We start from the raw sequence: 20,756 nt of genomic DNA, 5'->3' as shown, positions 1-20,756 counted from the left end.
GCGACCTGACCGGCCCGTCGCCGCACAGAACAGCGTCGGCCAGCTCGAACAACGCATCCGAACGAGCGGTGAGACAGGAGTAGAACTCGCCCCGGCGGCTGATGTGCTCGCGTCGGTGCCGCGCAAGGACCAGCGGGCCAAGAGCGATTGCTATCTGCGGGGACTGATGGTGGACGGACGGCGCAAGTCCGTCCAGGCCATGGCCGCTCGTCTGCCGGACGGCAACGAGCAGAACCTGCAGCAGTTCGTGAACCAGTCGCCGTGGGATCCGGTGTCGGTCCGGCGGCGGATCGCGCAGCGAGTGGTGCCGCTGATCGGCCCGGATGCCTGGGCGGTCGAGGACGTGTCGGGGACGCCGCGTGGGCCAAGGCCACCGCGCTGTACTGGCCGGCGCTGGCGCGCGTCACCACGGCCGAGTATCCGGTCCACGACTCCGACACCGTCCGCGTTCTCGCGGACGGACTGGTTCCTCGCCGGCCTCCAGCTCGTCCACGCCCTTGCGGACCGTTGTCTCGCTGACCTGGGCCACCCGCGCAACCGCCCGGATACCACCGTGCCCCAGGATCCGGCCTCGACCCCCATCATCAACCGCCGCTGCCGCTCGTCCAGATGCGGGAACAACACCTCGGACTCCACTGCGAGTTGGCCACGAATCTCATCGGAGACGCCCATACCACAACAACGAGCCGCATCACGGGAAGCAACACCTCGATTCTCTGCGAGCCCTTAGATCCCAAGCGTTCGCTACTGGCCCACTTCTCAGCCGTCACCGACAGAACGAACCGGACTCGCCGGATGAACTCATCCGCGCCGCCGTCGAGAGCATCTCGGGCCGGCTCCCAGGAGAGGAGGGTCCCGTGGCAGCACTGCGATCGGGTCGTCCAAATGGTCGGCAACGACAAAGCCGAACTGGCCGTGGACGACCTCGCGCGAGTGATCGAGTACTACCGCATCCGCATTCTGCGGACGGAATACGACCAGATCGTCGCGGTGGCCACGCAACTCGATGCGCTGGACTCACTCACCGAAGTGCAGATTGGCCGCTTCATCGGCGACTGAGACGCCCGGCATCCCCGAACCGCACAGCTCGGCTCACGGCGGCCTTCGAGACCATGGTCTTGAAGGCCGCCGCCAGCTGTTGTCGAACCCCGTATTGATGCCCTCCGCCACCAACCAGCGGATAGATCGTGGATAGGATGCAGAGCGCTCCGACTGCCGGAGCTCTACCGCGCTGGCCCGGAAAGTGCCGAGCACGGCAGCCACACCCCTCATGGTGTGTCACCGCGCGCAGGCCTTCGAGCGCACCAAATGCGGCCGCGAGCCGTGAACCGAATGGGGTGGGAATGTCCAGTCACCGGCTGTCCAAGAGAGGCCGTTACATCGCGTGGGCAACGACCGGCGTCGTGGTAATCGCCGGCGCCGGGATCGCGGCACAGACCTCCATGGCCGCCCCGAGCTGGCCGGCGCAGAAGACATACACGGGCCGGGCATTCGACACCTGCACAGCACCCTCCCTCGCAGCGATGAAGGCATGGAACACCGGCTTCTACGGAGCTGCCGCCGTCTACATCGGCGGCAAGAACCGCGGCTGCGCCCAGCCCAACCTCACCGCGTCCTGGGTGAAGTCGGTCAGCACCGCCGGCTGGAAGCTCATCCCGCTTTACGTCGGTGCCCAGCCGCCCTGCCAGAGCAGCAGGAACCCGGAGAGGTTCACCGCCTCCACGGCCGCCGCCGTCGGGGCGAGCAACGCCAACGACGCTATCGCCAAGGCGAGCGCACTCGGCATGAAGCCGGGCAGCCCCATCTACCTCAACATGGAGTCGTACGACATCACGAACAAGGCGTGCAACGACGCCACCCTGACGTACGTGCGCTCCTTCACCAAGACGCTGCGGGCCAAGATGTACCGCGCGGGATACTACGGTTTTGCCAGTTCCAGCGCCAAGGCCATCGCCACCGCTACCGACCGGACCGACCTCCCGGGAAACCTCTGGTATGCGCTGTGGAACAAAAAGAACACCACCACCGCCGACTGGCCCTGGGATCCCAAGCTGTACACCAACCACAGCCGAGCCCACCAGTACATGGTCAACAGCAAGGAGACCCGCGGCGGCCACACCATCACCGTCGACCGCAATGCCTGGGACGCCCCCGTGGCCCTGATCGGATAATCGGATCGCCCAGCGGATCGAGACGCCAGATGCGGCGGACAGCTCGTGGACGTGATCCTTTCCGCCGCGTCCAGCTGACCTGGGCGGGGTTAGCGCATGTCTCTTTGGTGCTGACCAGCGGTGACCATGGCGGCCCTGACCTGCATGGTCGAACTCACCACCGACCAACTCCACGACGACGTGGATCACACCTACTGACAATCAACCTAAGTTACTCCTCCACAAGTAATCCCTCTCTCAGCTGGGCCAGTGTGCGCGCTAGTCTTCTGAGTCAGGAATCCTGGTTAGATAGCTGGCGAGGCGTTCGAGGATCTCGTCCGCGGTCTTGGTCCACACGTAGGGCTTGGGGTCGGTGTTCCATGCGGCAATCCAGGTGCGGATGTCCTTCTCCAGCGCTTGGACGCTCTTGTGGACGCCGCGCCGTATCTGCTTGTTGGTCAGCTCTGCGAACCACCGCTCGACCAGGTTGAGCCAGGACGATCCGGTGGGCGTGAAGTGCAGGCGGAAGCGGGGATGGGCCAGCAGCCAGGTCTTGATGGCCGGGGTCTTGTGGGTGGCGTAGTTGTCCAGCACCAGATGCACGTCCAGGCCCGCTGGCACCTCCTGGTCGAGCTTGATCAGGAACTTCTTGAACTCCTCGGCCCGGTGTCGGCGGTGCAGTGAGCCGATCACCTTGCCCGTGGCGACCTCCAGGGCGGCGAACAGGGTGGTGGTGCCGGCGCGCACGTAGTCGTGGGTGAGACGCTGCGGGACCCCGGGCATCATCGGCAGCACCGGCTGGGAGCGGTCCAGCGCCTGGATCTGGGACTTCTCGTCCACGCAGAACACCAGCGCCCGCTCGGGCGGATCCAGATACAGGCCGACCACATCATGGACCTTGTCGACGAAGTACGGATCCGTCGACAGCTTGAAGGTCTCCGAGCGGTGCGGCTGCAGGCCGAAGGCCCGCCAGATCCGCGACACGGTCGACTGCGACAGTCCCATCTCCTTGGCCATCGCCCGCGTCGACCAGTGCGCGTTCTTCGGCGTCGATGCAACGTCTTGGTGACCACGGCGGCGACCTGCTCGTCGGTGACCGTCCGGGGACCGCCCAGACGCGGTATGTCGCCCAGTCCGGCGATCCGGTGCTCGACGAACCGCTTCCGCCACCGACCCACCGCATGCGGGGTCGAGCCCAACTGCGCGGCCACGTCCTTGTTCGACGCGCCGCTCGCGCAGGCCAGGATGATCCGGCAGGCCGAACGCCCCCGGCCTGACCAGGCCCGGGGCGTGCGCGCAGTGCCTCAGTGGAAGCCCAGCAGCTCGTCGCGCGGCGGAGGCGCGCAAGCCACTAGCCTCGCGCTTTCATGAGGCGGGCTGTCCGAAGCGTGATCGAAAACGCGAGAAGTGCTCCTGACCTGGAACGATAGGACTTGTCGAGGGTCCAGATCGTGCCGTGGAAAGAAGCACTTCTCAAGTGAAGAAGAGTATCGGGTCCTACCCGCGTGTCCGCATCGAGGGCGGCGGCCGGGCGGTGGTCTCCCAGGCCGGGAGCGTGCTGCTGGTCGAAACCGTCCGCAAGGCCGGCTTGGACACCGCGATATCAACGGCGCTCACGCCGTGGCGGAAGGCTCGGGCGGTTCATGATCCCGGCAAGACTCTCTTGGACCTCGCCCTGGCGGTCGCGCTGGGCGGGGACTGCCTGGCCGATGTCGGCATGCTGCGGTGCGAGCCGGCCGTGTTCGGCCCGGTCGCCTCCGACCCGACCGTCTCCCGTCTGATCGACACCCTTGCCGCCTCCGGCGAGAAAGCCCTGCGGGCCATCCGGTCCGCGCGGTCCGAAGTCCGCACCCGGGTCTGGTCCTTGGCAGGCGAACACGCCCCGGATGCCGACGGTCAGGTCACGGTCGACCTCGACGGCGTCCTGGTGATCGCGCACTCCGACAAACAGGACGCGGCCGCGACCTGGAAGAAAACCTATGGGCATCATCCTCTGACGGCCTTCGTCGACCACGGCCAGGGCGGAACCGGAGAGCCGGTCGCAGCCCTCCTCAGACCGGGCAACGCAGGCTCGAACACAGCCGCCGACCACATCGCCACCGCACAACTCGCCCTGTCACAGCTGCCGAAGAAGCACCGGCGGGGGCGCCGGACAGTCATCCGCACCGACTCCGCCGGCGGCACCCACGACTTCGTGGCCTGGCTCGCGAAGCGAGGCCGATGGCTGTCCTACTCGGTCGGCATGGTGATCACCGAGACCATTCACCAACATGTGCTCAAGATCCCGGCCCCGGCCTGGACACCGGCCATCGAGGCCGATGGCAAGATCCGTGACGGGGCCTGGGTCGCCGAGCTCACCGGCAGCCTGCTGGACGGCTGGCCGAAAGGGATGCGGCTGATCGTCCGCAAGGAACGACCTCATCCCGGCGCACAGTTGAGGATCACCGACGCCGACGGCATGCGGATCACCTGCTTCGCCACCAACACCACCCACCGTCCCATCGCCGAGCTCGAACTCCGGCACCGGCTGCGAGCCCGAGCCGAGGACCGCATCCGCGCCGCCCGCGCCACCGGCCTGCGCAACCTGCCCCTTCACACAACGGCACAGAACAAGGTCTGGCTGGAGGTCGTCCAGATCGCTCTCGACCTGCTGGCCTGGATGCCCATGCTCGCCCTGACCGGCCCGGCGCGTCTCTGGGAACCCCGCCGCCTTCGGTTCCGCCTGTTCTCCACAGCAGCCCAGCTCGTCACCACCGGCCGCCGCCGCACCCTCCGCCTCGCGGCCCACTGGCCCTGGACCCACGAGATCACCAGCGCCCTCGAACGGCTTGCGCTCCTGCCCAACCCAGGCTGACCAGCTGATTCGCCCGCCCCTACCAGCAGCACCACCCAGACCGGAGTAGTGGAACCCGGCACCCACCCGAGGCGACACTCGGGCCCTCGGAATGCCCGCCACCAGCCAACGAAGCGAAACGGTCCACCGAATCCGTCGGCAGACCGTCATGCAAGATCGAGGCTAGCTTGTCTGCGTTGACGATGAACCGGACGGGCACGTAGGCATAGCCGTGCAGCCAGTCACCTTTCACCTTGACCCACTCCCGGCCGTGGTGCGTACCCATAACCCGGCACGCATTGTCGAAGCGTTCATCGGGCAGCGCACCATGGATCTGCGACTCGGCCGCAGGTGAATCGTAGAACGGGATGAATCGCGGGTCTTTGCTCCAGTTCTGGTCCGTCACGACTGCGACGGTCGTCCTAGCGTCGTCGTACCTGGGCGGAGGGGGCGGTTCCAAGACTTCGGTGTCGCCGCCGAGCCAAAACCCCATCAGCAGGGCCTGCAACACCAGCAAGACCATCACTAGGACGATGACGCCCGTCGACGGGCTGGGCGGCGCGCTGAGTCGGTGCTGCGCTCGCTGCGGCCTACTGGCATCCGGCGCGACCGTCCGCCGCTTCTGGGAGTCGAGTACCTCTCCGATAACGATCCCGCCGGCGCTCACGGCCACAGTCGCGTCGCCGCTTGCGTGAACATGCCTGATGTGAGCGATGACCGGAATGGCCGCTCGTCTGACGTCCTTGCCGTAGCTGGCGGCAGCGGCCTTGTACGGGTTGAGCCACTCCGCCGCTGCCGGGTCGCCGCCCAGAGCGCGGACGAGCAGCACGTACTTCTCCGTGCTGGGGAAGCGCCGGTCGGTGCCGTTCACGAAGTGGTGGACACCGCTGCGCGAGATGCCGGTTGTGATCGCCAACTGTCCGTACGAGCGCCCCGATTCGCTCAGCGCCTTCTGGAACAGCCGGATGAGGACCTGGTGCTCGCGCGTCGGCCTCGCCTTGATCTTCACCGGCCCTCGCTCTCGTCCAGCCCGTCGCCGGGCGCGGACTCGGGCTCACCGTTCGCCGGCGTGTCCGCTTCGGCGCCCGCGTCCCCTGCACCCGGCGCGAGCGCCCGGCCGGCGCCCGGCCCGCCGGTGGTCCTGCCCGACGCCTTGGCGCTGCTGTCGACCGTCCACGCGTCCTTGAGCAGCCAGAGGATCCCGGCAGCTACCGCCAACGCCACGTACGGGTCGAGTCCCGCCGCGATCAGTCCGATGACCAGCCCGCTCAGCAGGACTAGCAAGATCAGCCGCTGATTGAAGGTACGCCATTCCACGGCAACCCGCTCCGTTCGCCGCTCCGTTGAGGCCCACAGGCGCCCGGTGACCTTTGCGTGCTTGCCGGCACAGTCACCATGACGCCACGGTTAATCTTCAGCGCAGTTGGCGCGAACTTCCCAGCCGCTGTAAACACTTCCGTGGAAAGGTTGAGATCAGAGGCTGTTTTGAGGCCCAATAGGTAGGCGCCCGCTCAGCCGGCGGGCGGCGTCGTCGAGACACCGTGAGGCCCACGGACGTCGTCGATCACGGCCCCCCGTTGCCGCGGGGGGCCTTCGACGCCCCCAAGCCTCACGCCCGGCCGGTGCACACGGTGTCTTTTCACGGGCGTGCAGAGCCGTCGCGCAGGGCGCTACATACTGGTCATGGCGAATGGCGTTTCATCTAGCCCATCCTCTGCGCCGGTACTGGTGGCCCCGGCTGGGCCGGCGGCTGCGACCTCGCAGGACGGTGTCCGGCAGGACGGGCGGCCATCGACCGTCGCCGCGTCCACCCGCTCCGACGCGTTGAGACCAGCGGGGATCGCGGCCAGCGCCGGAGACCCGGCTTGACCATCGCCCGTAGCGGCGACTGGACCGTGACCCCGCTCCGCGTCCCCACGTGTTGCCGCGTGCACCGCCAGAGCAGCAGCGAGCGTCAGGCCGTCGTGCCCGCCCGACTCGTCCCGCATCCGGTCGCCGTGGGCGTCGCCTCGATACCTGCCGTGCCGCACCAGCTCGTCCCAAACACCAGCGGGCCGATCACCAACTGTGCCGGCTCGGCCACTACACCGGTGACGTAGGCGCCTTCTGGCAGTCCCAGGCTGCCGCGCTCGCGTACGCGGACGAACACCTGGGCCGCCTGGTAGACGGGCTCACCGCCGAAAGGAGATGGCTGATGATCATGTGTGCCGACCACGGTGACGCATTCGGCGAGGACGGCTACCAGGGCCGTGGCATCGTTTATCCGACCGTGCTGAATGTGCCGTTCGCGGCCTGGCTGTCGCAGTAGGCGGATACGCTCCCGGGCCATGACCGACACAACCCGGCAAAAGGCGAAGCGCGACGCCTCCGTCATCGTGGCCCGAGACGCGGAGGGCCTGATCGCCGTCCTGACCGCCGAATTCCCCCAGCACGGCGGCGAGTACGTGTTCCTGCCCGGGGGACGCCGGGAGGAGGGCGAGACACCGGAGGACTGTGCGCGGCGCGAGCTGCATGAGGAGGCCGGCGTCATCGCCCAGACCTGGCGGCCCCTCGGCTCGTACGCCATCACCCTGGACTCCACTGCCCGCATCCACCTTTTCCTGGCCGAAGGGCTCACCTGTGGCCCGCAGCAGCTCACGCCTAGCGAAGAGAGCTTCAAGCTCATGTGGTGGCCGATGACCGACGCGATTCGGGCCGCCACCGAGGGACGCTTCCTGCTCCAAGGGGGACCGCTGGCACTGCTGCTGGCCCAGCAGGCCATCGCAGCATGAGAGGAATCGATCCCGGGCACCGACCGACAGCCCGCGAGTCATGGTCCACCTCAGCGGATCACCCCTGTCGCGCACGCTGAGGGACCGATTTCCGGAGCCCAGGCGTTGGGCACCTGAACGACCCTGTGCCGCCTCCCTGTCCTCGGTCCCATCGCAGGGGCCGGCCCCTGCGAAGAGGAATCGCCTTGCCCGCACAACACGACATCGCCGCCGAGACGGAGCTGCGGGACATATTTGCCGCTGCCGCCTTCAAGGCAGACGCGGAGCAAAGCTTCTGCTGGACCCAGTACGCCGGGCACGGACCCGGCCCGGAACTGCTGGGCGACCCGGCGCCGCGTGGTGGAGATCGGCTGCGGCACGAGCCGCGCCCTCGCCCTCACCGGGAGTACCTGCGCTTCGCCGACCAGGTTCAGATGCTAGGCCGGATGCCCGGTATGACCATCGCCGGTGACGGCGGCCATGGCCGTGGCATGACTTCGAGACCTTGCGAAGAAGTTCTCTGCATGAGGTGAGGCGTCGAGCAGTTCTTCGCGGTGGATCGGCGTCTTCCAGCGACTTCGTGATCTTCTTCGAAAGCAGCCCTCTCCGGGTGGTCGCGACAACGAGGACGGTGATCGCTGAGGCTTCACCGGCAGCTACCGTTACATCACCCAGGCCGGGCCGAAGGCGACCGGTCCGTCACCACCCCGCGATGGCTGGCCCGCCTCCTGCTTACCCATCCCGACCACCTCCGGGACAGGGACACAAGTCTCCTCGCCGAGCTTACCGAAGCCTGCTCAGAGATGAATCAACTGGCCTGATTCATTCGCGAGTTCGCACAGCTCCTCATGTCGGCCGCAGGCAATGACAAGAAGCTCACTGCTTGGATGGTTGGTATCCGCACGGCCCAGTTGCCCTACCTCCACGCCTTTGCGAACGGTTTCGAACTCGACCGTGCAGCCGTCAATGCCGGCCTCACCCTCCCGCACCACAGCGGGCGGACCGAAGGCGTCAACACCTGCACCAAACGGATTATGAGGCGAATGCGTGGCCGTGCGGGTTTCGGCCTGATTGGCCACCACATCCTCCTGCACTGATCGACACCCTTCGCTACCACCGATTACGGGACAGAGCCGAACGTTTTGCAGACCCCTGGCGGCGACCGGACCGGCTTCGCCGCCGCCGGATCCCTCTCCCGCAAGTGGAGTGTCCGGCACCTTGCTTACGTGTTGTGCTCAAGATCACTAGCCGCGCCCGCCCGGCGACTGTCCGTATGGGGCGTTAGGTGATCTTGATGCTCTTGTGTCCTCAGATACTTTTCGGTTCGTTCACGATTGTTTTGCATATGACAGACAGGGATGGTCCGTGAGACCCGAACGAGAGCTGCCCTCCTCCGACGAGAGAGGGCGGATCTGGCATGAGAAAAGCCCAACGTTGCGATGGATATCGGCCGGTCTTGCCGTTCTGATGTCGGTGTCGCTGATGCAGGGTGCGACGGCATCCTCTGCCTCTGCCCAGACGCCTGCGGGCAAGGGCAAGCCGAAGGGGGCGACGGCAGCGGCGGACGTCGCGTCGGCCAAGGCGGCGGCCCGCTTGTCGGGGCACCGCGTGGAAGCGCTCAGCGAACGCACAGAGACCTCGACGACGTGGGTGAACAAGGACGGCAGCCTGACGACGGAGCTGTCCGCGGGGCCGATACGGTTCGAGCGTGATGGCGCGTGGGTGGATGTCGACGTCGATCTGCGAGCGGTGCCGGGTGGCGTCGAGCCGGTCGCACACCCGGGCGGGCTGAGGCTGGCAGGGCGGACGGGCACGCCGGCGAGGTCGCTGGCGGCGACTCGGCAGGCGAAGCCGGTGGACCTCGTGACCTTGGGCGAGGGCGACCAGCAGATTCGGCTGCAGTGGAAGGGCGGCCTGCCGGAGCCGAAGCTTCACGGCACCCGCGCGAAGTACGTCAACGCGGTGCCGGGCGCGGACGTCGTCGTGGAGGCGACCCGCACGGGCTTCGAGCAGTTCGTGGAGATCAGGCAGCGTCCCGTGTCGGACGGCTACTCCTACACGCTGCCGCTGAAGGCCAAGGGCCTGAAGGTGAAGCAGTTGGCGGACGGCAGCGTGCTGTTCACCGACCGCAAGAACCGCAAGAAGGCTGTCATGCCCGCGCCAATGATGTGGGACGCGACCGTCGACAAGACGTCGGGTGAGCACACGCGTCGGGTACCGGTCGCGATGAAGGTCGTCGAGAAGGGCTCCGGAGTCGACCTGGTGGTCACGCCGGACGCTGACTTCCTCGCGGACCCGAAGACCAAGTACCCGGTCACGGTGGACCCCTCGACGTCGGCGCTGAGCAACGTCTTCGACACCTACGTGCAGCAGGGCGAGACGGTCGACCTGTCCACGGACACCGAACTGGACTGGGGCAACCCCGGCACCACCAACGGCGACGGCACGCCGCGCACGGCGCAGTCGTTCATCTCGTGGAACTCCACGCCCCTCCAGGACGCGCTGGTGACCAGCGCGAAGCTGAGCCTGTGGAACTTCCACTCGGGCAACCCCGACTGCAAGGCGTACCCGTGGGAGGTGTGGGCCTCCGGCGCCGCATCCACCTCCAGCCGCTGGGCCAACCGTCCGACGATGACGGCGAAGAAGGCGACCTCCACCGAGACCCGCGGCAACGCCGGCTGCTCCGCCCAGCCGGACGGCTGGATCAACGCCGACGTGACCACGCTGGTGCAGGAGTGGGCATCGGCGAAGGCCACCCGCGGGCACATGGGCCTGCGGGCGACGAGCGAGTCGGTGACAACGCAGTGGAAGCGGGTCAATTCCGCCAACGCAGCGTCCAACCCGCCCAAGCTGGTCGTGAACTACAACTTCCGGCCCAAGACGGGAACCAAGCAGGAGGCCGGCCCGCCGTTCTTCTCCTACAGCGGCTCCTACATGGTGAACACCACCACGCCGACGCTGCGCGACACGTTCGTCGACGCTGACGGCGACAAGGTCAACGGCACCTTCCAGATCTTCGACAACGCCACCAACACGCAGGTCGGCGACGTCATCGTCTCCAAGTACGTGGCCAGCGGCTCCGCGGCCTCGGTCACCGTTCCGGCAGGTGTGCTGACGAACGGCAAGACCTACAAGTTCCGCACCAGCCCTTACGACGGGACGCACTACAACAGCGGCTGGTCCGCGTGGAAAACCTTCACCGTCGACACCGCCGCACCTTCGTCTCCCGCCTCCATCACCTCCACCCACTACCCCACCGGGCAGTGGGTGAAGGGCGCAGGCCAGGCGGGCACCTTCACCGTCACCCCGCCGGCCTCGGACCACAACTGGCTTGAGTGGTCGCTGGACGGGGTGGCCTGGACCAAGGTTGCCACCGGCGGTGCGAGCACGGCCAAGAGCATCAGCATCACCCCACCGAAGGACGGCACGCACGCCCTGCAGGTCCGCTCGGTGGACAAGGCCGACAACAAGTCGGAGGCCAAGGAGTATGTCTTCCACGCCGGCCCGGGCGGCTTCCTCCAGCCGCTCGAAGGAGAGCGCACCGCGCGCCGCCTTCCGCTGGCGGTAGAAGCCGAGGCAGGCACGTTCGACCAGGTGTCGTTCTCCTGGCGCCGTTCGGAAGCCGATGCCTGGGCCAAGATTCCCGCCGCTGACGTCACCTCCGGCGGCGACGCTCTGGGCTCCTGGCCCGTGCCCCTGGTGAATGGAAAAAACGTTCCGCTGGTGTGGAACGCCACCAGCACCGTGGACCCGGACGGCACGATTCAGATCAAGGCCGACTTCACCGGACCCAATGACGCCTCGCGCAGTACCGACCCCCTGACCGTCGTCGTCGACAGCAATGCGGATGCCGCAGCGACGACCGAGGTCGGGCCCGGCTCCCTGAACCTGCTGACCGGCGACTATACGCTTTCCGGCGAGGACGCCTCCTTCTTCGGCATGAGCGTGACACGCAGCATCTCCTCACGCACACCGGGAGCCGGCGCCAAGCAGGAGGGCCAGGCCGCGATCTTCGGCGCCGAGTGGGTGTCCGGCACGGTGGCCGAGACGTCCCAGTCCGACTACACCTACCTCGAAAAGGTCTCGGACACGGCCCTGCGAGTGGTGACGCAAGACCAGGACAAGCTGAGCTTCACCGCGAACGCTGCAAAAACCGGCTGGATCCCGGAGCCGGGGGCCGAAGCCCTGACCCTCAAGGGCAGCTTCTCGGAATCGTTCACGCTGACCGACACCAGCGGCACCGTGACCACCTTCGCCAAGCCGACCGCGACCGCGACGACGTGGCAGGTGACGAGCTCCCTGCTCGGCGGCCTGACCAACACCGCCACCACGGTCTCCTCCGAAACCGTCGTGGTGGACGGCAAGACCCTGGCCCGCCCCAAGCGCATCATCGCCCCCACCTCGGCCGCCACCGCAGCCGCATGCGAGGCGAACCCGGCCACCAAGGGCTGCCGCGTCCTGGAGTTCGTCTATGCGACGTCCACCACGGCCACCGGCACGCAAAACGACGCGGACTTCGGCGACTTCATCGGCCAGGTGAAGCAAATCAGGCTGTGGGCCACCGCGCCCGGGGCAGCCGCCGCGACCGCGACCGCCGTCACCGCCTACCGCTATGACTCCGAGGGACGGCTGCGCCAGACCTGGGACCCCCGCATCGGCCAGCAGGCAGAGACGCAATACGCCTACCATGAAGGCCGGATCACCTGGCTCGACCCGGCCGGCCAGTTGCCGTACACGTTCACCTACGGCAACGCCGCCGGCGGCTCCGCCTCCGGCAGCGGCATGCTGCTCAACGTCTCCCAGCCGCGCCTGAAGCAGGGCACCGCCGACCAGATCGACGGCAACGCCGTCTCCACCGTGGTCTACGGTGTTCCCCTCAGCGGCGCCAAGGCGCCGAACGCCATGAACGCCGCAGCCATCGGCGCATGGGGCCAAAGCGACGCCCCCACGGACGCCACGGCCGTGTTCCCGCCGGACTCCGTGCCGGCCTCGAACTCGGGCACCGACCTGGACAGCGGCAACTACCAACGAGCGACGATCCATTACCTCAATGCCTCCGGCAGGCAGGTGAACACTGCAGAGCCCGGCGGGCACATCGCCACCGTCGAATACAACCACCTCGGCAGCGTCATCCGTGAACTGGCCGCGGGAAACCGGGAACTCGCACTCGGTGGCACGGCCGCGCACCGGGCGACCCTGACCGACCTGGGCATCGTCGCTCTGTCGTCGGCAGAGCGGGCTCACTTGTTGTCCTCCGCCCATCTCTACGACGAGTCCGGCACGCGCCTCGAAGAGACATTCGGCCCCATTCACCGCGTCGACCTGGCGGAGGACCTCAAGGACGGCACAACCGTCCTGGCCGAGGCCGGCTCCTCAGTCCCGGGACGCTCCTGGACGGTCCACGAGTACGACGAAGGCCGCCCGACCGACGGCACGGCCGTCGCGAAAAACCAGGTCACCATGACTATCACCGGCACTCGGGTCCGCGACTACTACTCGGTCATGGGCGACAAGCGGGTCACCGAAACCCAGTACGACTGGGCCAAGGGCCTGCCCACCCTCGTCATCGAGGACTCCGGAGGCCTGAACCTCACCACCACCACCGTCCACAATGCAGAAGGACGAGTAACGGACATCGTTCCCCCCGGAGGGAACGGCCAGGACGCGGCATCCAGAGTCACCGCCTACTGGAAGGCCACTGGCACCGGCTGGTGCGAAGGCCGCCCCGAGTGGGCCGGCCTGGAATGCTGGTCCGGCCCCGCAGGCACCATCACAGGCGGCGGCAGCAACCCGAGTGAAGTACTCGGCGCGACCACCGAGTACAACTACTGGGGCGACGTCGCCAAGCGGACGGAAGACGCCAACGGCACCACCCGCACCACCGTCGTCGACTACGACGACGCCGGGCGGCCCACCACGACCACAATCACGGGCGACCTGGGCACGCCAGTACCCGTCTCCACCGTCACCTACGACCCGGAATCCGGCCAGGCAGTGAAGACCAGCTCGCCCACCGGCGGCACGGTCACCAAGGCCTACGACGCCCTCGGCCGCCAGATCTCCTACACCGACGCCGACGGCGGCACCACCACCACCGAGTACGACCAGCTCAACCGAGTCGTCAAAGAAACCGACACCGTCCCGTCCACGGTGACGTACACCTACGACACCACGATCGACCCACGCGGCCTGCCGACCAAGATCAGCGACTCGGTCGCCGGCGACTTCCATGTGAAGTTCGACGCCGACGGGGCCGTCACCACAGAGCAGCTGCCCGGCGGCTACACCCTCAACGTCGACACCGATCCCTCCGGAGCGGTCACAAGCCGCGCCTACACCCGCGACAGCGACGGCGTCTCCGTCTACACCGACACCGTCGCCCGGTCCGCCCACGGCCAGGTGCTGCGCCATGCCGGATGGTCCGAGCAGAGCTACCGCTACGACGCGGCCGGACGGCTCAACACGGTCGACGACACCGTCGGCAACGTGTGCACCCGGCGTACCTACACCTTCGACAAGCGGGCGAACCGCACGTCACTGACCACCGCCACCGCCGCGCCCGGCGCAACTTGCCCGACCACGGGAGGAACGACCAAGACCCACACCTACGACAGCGGCGACCGCATCACGGACGCCGGCTACGCATACGACGCCCTTGGCCGGACTACCGCAGCACCCGGCCAGGGCACCATCAGCTACTACACCAACGATCTCGCCAGACAGCAGATCTCGGGCAACAAGCGTCAGACCTGGTCCCTCGACGCGCTCCACCGTTTCCGCGGTTGGACGCTCGACACCTCGGCCGACGGCAGTACCTGGACGCGCACCGCGACGAAGCTCAACCACTACGACAGCGACGGGGACAATCCCCGCTGGGTAGTGGAGGACACCGCCACGGGCCTGCTGACGAGGAACATCCGTTCTGCCAGCGGCGACTTGGCCGCGACCAGCACCAAGGCAGGCGACACCGTCCTGCAGTTGACTTCCGTCCACGGAGACGTCGCGCTCCAGCTTCCGCTCGACGCATCCAAGGCCCCCGTGGCATTCGACAGCGACGAGTACGGTCGCAGCAGGGCGGGACAAGGAGCGACCCGCTACGGCTGGCTGGGCAACCACCAGCGTTCGTCCGAGACGGTCGGCTCTCTGATGCTCATGGGCGTGCGCCTCTACAACCCGGACACCGGACGCTTCCTGTCCGTCGACCCGGTCTACGGTGGCAACGAGAACGCCTACGAGTACTGCGGCGGTGACCCCGTCGCTTGCACCGACACCACCGGAAAGCTGCGGGTGCGATGGTGGAAGCCCTGGTGGTCTCCCAAGTACTTCATCAGGCTGGACCTGAACAGGTCGGAGACCCGTTGGGTCGCGTTCGGCACGGGCAGTGCCGCCGGGTTCCTCAGCTGGGCCAAGGACATCAAGTGGATTCCGAAGAACTGGAAGCACGCGATCACGGCCGTGCGCGGGTACCTGTGGTACTTCACCGTGGTCGCCGGATACGCCGTGGCCCGCAATAAGTGCACTTCGGTGATCAGCGGAGCCCTCAGACTGGGAGGCAACGTATTCATCCCCATCCCACCCACGATCTGGACACGCCGATGCTGAACCAACGTCCCACCGACACGACCAAGCGCCGCCTCGCGCTGACCCTGGAGATAGCCGCTGCTACGACGCTGGGGGCTCTCGCCATCGCTCTTGGCGTCCAGCAGGAGACCGCGCTCGCCGTGGTCCTGGCAGTGGGATGCGCTTCCTTCCTCGTGGACGCAGCGCGACGTGTGCGAAGGGCCGGCAGGAACTGACGCCCGGTCCGCCGTGGCGCCCAGCTGCACTGGGCGTCCGGCCCCGACACGCCAACGTTGAGTGCAGCGTTGGCGTGTCGGTGTTCCGTTGGTCCCGCCGCTTCAGCGCGGCGGGGCCATCTGCGGTGGCGTGCACATCCGGCATCCGAACCGCACACCGGACCAGCCGCCGCGCCGGGGATCCGCCACAGCCCACCGGATGACCAGCCTCGGCGCGCAGCTGGCACGCCGCACCTGCCGACCAGGTTCTGCCGCCCGGCCGCGTGCAGCAGCACCTCGACATCGGCGCGCGCGCCGTCGCCCTCGTGCCCAGGCGCACGCGTGCGGCCCGTAGTGGACTGAAACCACCAGCACCTTGCCGACGACCGCCCCGCCGGAACACTCACCGGCGGGGCGTCGTCGTCCAGTCGCATGACGGCAACGGCGAACGATCAGAGAACCGGTCGCGCGGTGGCCGGTGAGGAGTTGTTCGAGAGCCAGGCCGTGGCCTTCGTGGTCACCGCTGCCACCGCCACCGTTCCTGGTCCCCGATCCGCTCCGCACGCTCGGGCGACTGCCCGTTGTGAACGACCACGAAGTGGGTGCACATGAAGGAGTACGCGGCCCTGTGCGGGCGGTAAGCGGGCCGCTTCCTGCACCACAACCCGGCGCCGGGCGGCGGCGCCCGTGACCCGGAGAAGGTCGCCGCCTCCGCGCACGCCATGAAGGCGGCCGGATTCATGGTCTTCGACGAACCTGTGGACCGTGGACGGCACGAATTCCGCGCAGTGCGCGGACTACGGCCGCCCGTACGGTCAGGCGCAGCAAGGGACAGCAGCGACGCGGCCGGCTTCGACATGTGGCCGGCCGCGGTCGTCCGTATGGAGAAGTGACGTTGCCCGGGTCATCCCCTGAACTGCCGATCGTGGTGCTCGACGCACTGATGCCCACGGCTCAACGCATGGTCGTCAACCGGCTAGACCCGTACTTCGCGGATCGTTTATTCGTGTGTTTGACTGGCCGGGGGTGTCCTGGGCCGGGGGCGTGGCGTTGGGTGGGGTGTGTCGATGACTTCCCGGTCCCCGCGGCCACGGTCTCAGCGTCAGCGCCTTGAAGTGGCGGTGACGTCCGAGGTGGAGAAGCGTCTGGGCGCTTTGCCTGTCGCTGCCGAGTTTCTGCGCCGTCTGGATGTCGCCGGAATCGTCGACGAGGTGTGTCCTGGTGGCGCGAGTGCGCTGGTGACGCACGGGCAGGTGATCGAGGCGTTGGTGGCCAACCGGCTGACGTCGCCCGCGCCGCTGGTGCGGGTGGAGGACTGGGCCAGGTGCTGGGCGGTGGAAGAGGTCTTCGGGATCGAGCCTGCTCTGCTCAATGATGCTCGTCTGGCCCGGGCACTGGATGCGATCGCTCCGCACTTGGAGCACATCGCGGGCACGGTCGGGGCGCGGGCTATCGGTGAGTTCGGGATCGATGTGGCGCGGATGCACTGGGACATGACCAGCATGTCCGTGCACGGGGCCTTCCCGGGTGAGGGTCAGAACGAGAACTTCCCCGTCATCGGCTACGGGCATCCCAAGGACCGGCGCTTCGATCTGAAGCAGTTTCAGGCCGGACTTGCGGTGTCGGCCGACGGCGGCATTCCGCTCCATGCCCGGGTCTTCGGCGGTGGTGCGGCCGAGGTCAGCCAGGTCGTCGGCGCGTTGAAGGACCTGCGGGCCATGGCCGGTGAGCGCGACTTCCTGATGGTCGCCGACTCCAAGCTGGTGTCCTACTCCAACATCCGTACCCTGCTGGCGGCCGGGGTTCAGTTCATCGCCCCGGCCGCCAAGGTCAAGGACGAGGTCTATGCCGCACTCGATCCGGCGCAGGCCATCATCGTGAACTGGACACCGGACCGGGAGGCGGGCAAACCCGCCGAGCGGCGCGAGACCTACCGCGTACTGGAGGACACCCACACCCTGACCGGGCCCCGCAAGAGCGATCCTCCGCTCACCGTGCGACGGATCCTGGTCCACTCCACCGCGAACGCCGCCGGCCAGCAGACCGCCCGGGACAAACGCCTGGCCAAGGCCGCAGAGGACCTGAACAAGCTCGGCGAACTCACTCTGTGGATCGGCAACGTCACCGACCCGCCCACCGTCCAGATCACCCGCGGCATCCAACTCCACCTCCTCGACCCCCTCGACACCGACATCGGACAAACCCGCTGGTCACAGACCTGTGACTGAGTGCTTCAGCTGGCCCGTGAGGCGAGAGTCGGCCCTCTATTGAGCACGGTTTCTGTCACTGCCGGCGGCGGCGTATGGCAACCGGCGCGCCGCACAGGCCAGCGCCACAGCCATCACAGTTATCAGAGGGTGGTATGCGATTTGATGGGTGATTTGTCGTCACCTGAACGTGTGGGGCTGCGGCATCCCGGCCGGTCGGCGGGCTCGGGCGTGCTGGGCTGAGGACCGTGAGTGAGCGCAAATCCTACAAGACTGACCTGTCCGACGAGCAGTGGGCGCTGATCGAGCCGGTGATCGCCGCGTGGAAGGCCGCACACCGCTCGGTCAGCGGCCACCAGGGCCGGTACGAGATGCGGGAGATCGTCAACGCGCTCCTCTACCAGGGCCGCACCGGCTGCCAGTGGGACCTGCTTCCGCACGACCTGCCGCCGCGCGGCGCGGTGATGTACTACTTCGCCAAGTGGCGCGACGATGGCTCCGATCAGACCATTCACGACCTGCTGCGCTGGCAGGTGCGGGAGAAGGCGCGGCGGAGGGCGGACCCGAGCCTGGTGGTGCTCGACATTCAGAGCGTGCACGCCGCGGCGGGGGTTCCCGCGCAGTCGACAGGGCGTGATGCGGCAAGAAAAGTACCGGGCCGCAAGCGCGGCGTGGCCGTTGACGTCCTGGGGCTGGTGATCGCGGTGGTGGTGCTCGCCGCGTCCGTGCACGACACCGCCGCCGGTATCGCGCTGCTGGACAAGGTCGCCGCCGACACCGACACCGTGGAGAAGGCGCTGGTCGACCAGGGCTTCAAGAACGCCGTCGTCGTGCACGGCCAAACGGTGGGCATCGAGGTGCAGATCGTCGAGCGCAACCCGGCCCAGACCGGGTTCGTGCCGATCCCCGAACGGTGGATCGTGGAGCGCGCCTATGGGATCTTGATGCTGCACCGCAGGCTGGTGCGTGACTACGAGCACCTGCCACGTAGTTCGGAGTCGCGGGTGAACTGGGCGATGACCGCGGTGATACTGCGCCGGCTGACCGGGGCCACCGCTGCGGCCTGGCTCAGGGCATGACCGGCGGGGAGCTGACCCTCGGGGCGTTACTGACGCGGCTTCAGGAGCGGGAGGGGGAGATCGCTGCACAGGCCGAGGCGACGAGGGAGCAGATCGCGCAGCTGACCGCATGGCTGGACGAGCTCGGCCGGGCCGCCGAGGATGTCCGGATCACCCGCAAGACGCTGCTGGAGCTGCCCGATCCGCAGCCGCTTGCACTGCCGGCCCCGAAGCTGCCGGACCATCCGGCCTACCAGCAGATCATGGCGGTGTTCGCCGCGGCCGACGCGCCCCTGCGGGCGCGGCAGGTGTGCGAGGCGATGGATCTGGAGATCGCGCCCAACAACATCAACAACACCCGCCTGAAGCTCAAGCGGCTGACCGAGCGCGGAATCCTGGTCGAGACCGAGCAGGGCTTGTTCACTCAGCCGCGGCCGTAGCCGCCCGGCGGTCTGCGACTTGCCCAAACCCGTGGGGCCACTCCCCTGAGCGAGGTGGTCAAGGGCAGTGGTTGCACGCGCCCGGGACCCCTCCCGACGACGCTTCGGCACCATACGCGCATGGAAACCGTGCAGAGCACCGTGCCGGAGTACGCCCCGAACGAACTGAATGCCCTCGTCGGCGAGCTTTTCCCCGTCATCTGCGGGCAACGGCCGCGGCGAAGCGACGACTTCCTCTTCGATCCTGCGACTCTCTTAGGATCGACCCGGCACTACTACGTCGAGTACCTGAGATGGCTGGGCCTGGACGAGGAGGTCCTGCCGCCGGAACGGATCCTCATCCATGCCGGGCTCCCGGAACCGGGGCGGCTCGAGCGCAGGACGCCGCAGGGGCAGGAGGGGCGCTTCTCGCTGTACCTCGACAACGGTCTGTACCGCTCGCTCGACGCGGTGAAGATGGTGCTCGCGCACGAGCTCACCCACTTGTACCTGGTACGCCACGGCCACCAGAAGCTGCGCGACGCTGGAACGACCACTACGGCCCCGGCACCCGCCGTCAGCCGCCTCTCGGACCGGGAGGAGATCCGCACCGAAGTCGCCTCCATCCTGCTGGGCTTTGGCAGGCTCGTACTGAACGGCGTGTGCGACTACACACGGCTGCACGCCGAGGACGGCATCACCGGGCAGCTCGGCTACCTGACGATCCCGGAGTTCGTACACGTCTACCGCCGGGTGAACGAGCTGGTCGGCGTGGGCCTGGAATCAGCCGCACACGGCCTCAACGGCCCCGCCCGACAGACACTGACCGCCATGCGGTGAAGCGCACTACCGAGGGGCACAGCCGCGAGCCACCCCTCTCCGCATACCGTCTTCGTGGCTCCCGCAACGGGCCCCCGGCTTCTGGAGCTGGCATGACTGGCCCCGTGTCGAAGGCATGGCCTGGGATGTGAGCAGACATCCTTTTCGCGGTGGCACCTTCTACGACCCTCACCTCGCCCACACAGGTTGACGAAATCCATAGGGGCGGGCACCCCCCGACCAGTTTGCCTACCCCAGCCGACAAGGCAATACGGACATCAACTCACATATCGCCCACTCAGAGGCAGGTGCAACGCCCCAGTGCTGGGCGCGGGCACACTACGCACATGCAGCTCCCCGCCGAAGCCGTAGCCACCGCTGTGTTGCTGGAGGTCGTAAGGATCTCCGAACTCCCGACAAAGCGGGGCGCCCCGTATCCCGGCAGGGCGGGCGCCCACTGGATCGGGAGCGAGGCAGCCGACGCCCTGGCCTTGATCGAGAGCTTGCCCGCCAGCGAGCAGCACCGCTGCGGCTTCTCGCCGGGCTGGAGCATCCGGGCGTACGCCGACCCTCTCGACCTGGCGCTGTTCGAGGCGGCGTTCTGCTTCAGCTGCCATGAAGTCCGCATGCATGGAACCGCCGTGCCACCCGCACTGGCCACGCAGTATTTCGACGCGGGCGCCCCGCAGGCGCACGCCCTCCTCGCCCTCTTCCGCGAGGCAGCCCCGTAGCCGGTCGGCCCCGG

General features: G+C 67.6%; 14 protein-coding genes and 6 pseudogenes. 16 read left to right on the top strand and 4 right to left on the bottom strand.

Translation table 11 applies throughout. The features are described 5' to 3' along the window. Positions 1–55 precede the first annotated feature (55 nt). A pseudogene (locus ABZY13_RS30405) lies at positions 56–349 on the top strand (transposase); the annotation flags it as partial. Positions 350–460: 111 nt separating this feature from the next. Here the strand turns inward: ABZY13_RS30405 and ABZY13_RS30400 are convergent. Then, positions 461–672, bottom strand: a pseudogene (locus ABZY13_RS30400) (ISAzo13 family transposase); the annotation flags it as partial. 213 nt (positions 673–885) lie between these two features. Here ABZY13_RS30400 and ABZY13_RS30395 point away from each other — a divergent pair. Together ABZY13_RS30395 and ABZY13_RS30390 are read left to right on the top strand one after the other, a co-directional pair. Then, the gene (locus ABZY13_RS30395; RefSeq protein ID WP_356636412.1) at positions 886–1,059 is read left to right on the top strand and encodes a hypothetical protein; all 174 of its coding nucleotides are present in this window, start codon (positions 886–888) and stop codon (positions 1,057–1,059) included. Positions 1,060–1,343: 284 nt separating this feature from the next. Beyond that, positions 1,344–2,171, top strand: coding sequence for a glycoside hydrolase domain-containing protein (locus ABZY13_RS30390; RefSeq protein ID WP_356636408.1), 828 nt, complete (start codon positions 1,344–1,346; stop codon positions 2,169–2,171). 258 nt (positions 2,172–2,429) lie between these two features. Here ABZY13_RS30390 and ABZY13_RS30385 read toward each other — a convergent pair. Next, a pseudogene (locus ABZY13_RS30385) lies at positions 2,430–3,406 on the bottom strand (IS630 family transposase); the annotation flags it as partial. A 221-nt stretch (positions 3,407–3,627) separates the two neighbouring features. Between ABZY13_RS30385 and ABZY13_RS30380 the strand changes: the two are divergent. Then, entirely contained in the window at positions 3,628–5,004 is a 1,377-nt protein-coding gene (locus ABZY13_RS30380) for an IS1380 family transposase (protein WP_356636406.1), read from the top strand. Positions 5,005–5,023: 19 nt separating this feature from the next. Here ABZY13_RS30380 and ABZY13_RS30375 read toward each other — a convergent pair whose 3' ends face one another. Together ABZY13_RS30375 and ABZY13_RS30370 are read right to left on the bottom strand one after the other, a co-directional pair. Further along, positions 5,024–5,992, bottom strand: coding sequence for a helix-turn-helix transcriptional regulator (locus tag ABZY13_RS30375; protein WP_356636404.1), 969 nt, complete (start codon positions 5,990–5,992; stop codon positions 5,024–5,026). Continuing rightward, positions 5,989–6,300, bottom strand: a complete 312-nt coding sequence (locus tag ABZY13_RS30370; RefSeq protein WP_356636402.1) for a hypothetical protein — start codon at positions 6,298–6,300, stop codon at positions 5,989–5,991. The genes ABZY13_RS30375 and ABZY13_RS30370 overlap by 4 nt, the downstream gene beginning before the upstream one ends. A 601-nt stretch (positions 6,301–6,901) precedes the next feature. Here ABZY13_RS30370 and ABZY13_RS30365 point away from each other — a divergent pair. The 12 genes and pseudogenes from ABZY13_RS30365 to ABZY13_RS30310 all read left to right on the top strand — a co-directional run bounded on the left by ABZY13_RS30365 (position 6,902) and on the right by ABZY13_RS30310 (position 20,742). Beyond that, positions 6,902–7,291 carry a sulfatase-like hydrolase/transferase gene (locus tag ABZY13_RS30365; protein ID WP_356636400.1) on the top strand — a complete coding sequence of 130 codons (390 nt, stop codon included), beginning with the start codon at positions 6,902–6,904 and terminating at the stop codon, positions 7,289–7,291. A 19-nt stretch (positions 7,292–7,310) separates the two neighbouring features. Next, positions 7,311–7,754: an NUDIX hydrolase gene (locus ABZY13_RS30360; RefSeq protein WP_356636398.1), complete on the top strand. Its 444-nt coding sequence runs from the start codon at positions 7,311–7,313 to the stop codon at positions 7,752–7,754. Between the two features lie 185 nt (positions 7,755–7,939). After that, a pseudogene (locus ABZY13_RS30355) lies at positions 7,940–8,129 on the top strand (SAM-dependent methyltransferase); the annotation flags it as partial. Between the two features lie 246 nt (positions 8,130–8,375). After that, positions 8,376–8,830, top strand: a pseudogene (locus ABZY13_RS30350) (transposase); the annotation flags it as partial. A gap of 370 nt (positions 8,831–9,200) precedes the next feature. Continuing rightward, positions 9,201–15,335 carry a DNRLRE domain-containing protein gene (locus ABZY13_RS30345; RefSeq protein WP_356636410.1) on the top strand — a complete coding sequence of 2,045 codons (6,135 nt, stop codon included), beginning with the start codon at positions 9,201–9,203 and terminating at the stop codon, positions 15,333–15,335. After that, positions 15,329–15,529 carry a hypothetical protein gene (locus ABZY13_RS30340; RefSeq protein WP_356636396.1) on the top strand — a complete coding sequence of 67 codons (201 nt, stop codon included), beginning with the start codon at positions 15,329–15,331 and terminating at the stop codon, positions 15,527–15,529. The genes ABZY13_RS30345 and ABZY13_RS30340 overlap by 7 nt, the downstream gene beginning before the upstream one ends. A gap of 411 nt (positions 15,530–15,940) precedes the next feature. Then, positions 15,941–16,330: pseudogene (locus tag ABZY13_RS30335) on the top strand (hypothetical protein); the annotation flags it as partial. A gap of 311 nt (positions 16,331–16,641) precedes the next feature. After that, the gene (locus ABZY13_RS30330; RefSeq protein WP_356636394.1) at positions 16,642–17,736 is read left to right on the top strand and encodes an IS1634 family transposase; all 1,095 of its coding nucleotides are present in this window, start codon (positions 16,642–16,644) and stop codon (positions 17,734–17,736) included. A 227-nt stretch (positions 17,737–17,963) separates the two neighbouring features. Continuing rightward, positions 17,964–18,794, top strand: coding sequence for an IS5 family transposase (locus tag ABZY13_RS30325; RefSeq protein ID WP_356636392.1), 831 nt, complete (start codon positions 17,964–17,966; stop codon positions 18,792–18,794). Beyond that, positions 18,791–19,213 (top strand): hypothetical protein, encoded by a 423-nt coding sequence (locus ABZY13_RS30320; RefSeq protein WP_356636390.1) that lies wholly within the window; start codon positions 18,791–18,793, stop codon positions 19,211–19,213. The genes ABZY13_RS30325 and ABZY13_RS30320 overlap by 4 nt, the downstream gene beginning before the upstream one ends. A gap of 120 nt (positions 19,214–19,333) precedes the next feature. Beyond that, positions 19,334–20,032, top strand: a complete 699-nt coding sequence (locus ABZY13_RS30315; RefSeq protein ID WP_356636388.1) for a hypothetical protein — start codon at positions 19,334–19,336, stop codon at positions 20,030–20,032. 326 nt (positions 20,033–20,358) lie between these two features. After that, entirely contained in the window at positions 20,359–20,742 is a 384-nt protein-coding gene (locus ABZY13_RS30310; protein ID WP_356636386.1) for a hypothetical protein, read from the top strand. Positions 20,743–20,756 lie beyond the last annotated feature (14 nt).

It is taken from the genome of Streptomyces sp. NPDC006610 (assembly GCF_040611575.1).
Lineage (GTDB): Bacteria > Actinomycetota > Actinomycetes > Streptomycetales > Streptomycetaceae > Streptomyces.
Note: the sequence above shows the minus strand (reverse complement) of the source record. Positions and strands in the feature narration are given on the sequence as shown.

Excerpts from the sequence above, each read along its gene's own strand:
- ABZY13_RS30360 (WP_356636398.1), top strand. The coding sequence starts at position 7,311 with ATGACCGACACAACCCGGCAAAAGGCGAAGCGCGACGCCTCCGTCATC.
- ABZY13_RS30320 (WP_356636390.1), top strand. The coding sequence starts at position 18,791 with ATGACCGGCGGGGAGCTGACCCTCGGGGCGTTACTGACGCGGCTTCAG.
- ABZY13_RS30395 (WP_356636412.1), top strand. The coding sequence starts at position 886 with ATGGTCGGCAACGACAAAGCCGAACTGGCCGTGGACGACCTCGCGCGA.
- ABZY13_RS30340 (WP_356636396.1), top strand. The coding sequence starts at position 15,329 with ATGCTGAACCAACGTCCCACCGACACGACCAAGCGCCGCCTCGCGCTG.
- ABZY13_RS30345 (WP_356636410.1), top strand. The coding sequence starts at position 9,201 with ATGTCGGTGTCGCTGATGCAGGGTGCGACGGCATCCTCTGCCTCTGCC.
- ABZY13_RS30315 (WP_356636388.1), top strand. The coding sequence starts at position 19,334 with ATGGAAACCGTGCAGAGCACCGTGCCGGAGTACGCCCCGAACGAACTG.
- ABZY13_RS30390 (WP_356636408.1), top strand. The coding sequence starts at position 1,344 with ATGTCCAGTCACCGGCTGTCCAAGAGAGGCCGTTACATCGCGTGGGCA.
- ABZY13_RS30310 (WP_356636386.1), top strand. The coding sequence starts at position 20,359 with ATGCAGCTCCCCGCCGAAGCCGTAGCCACCGCTGTGTTGCTGGAGGTC.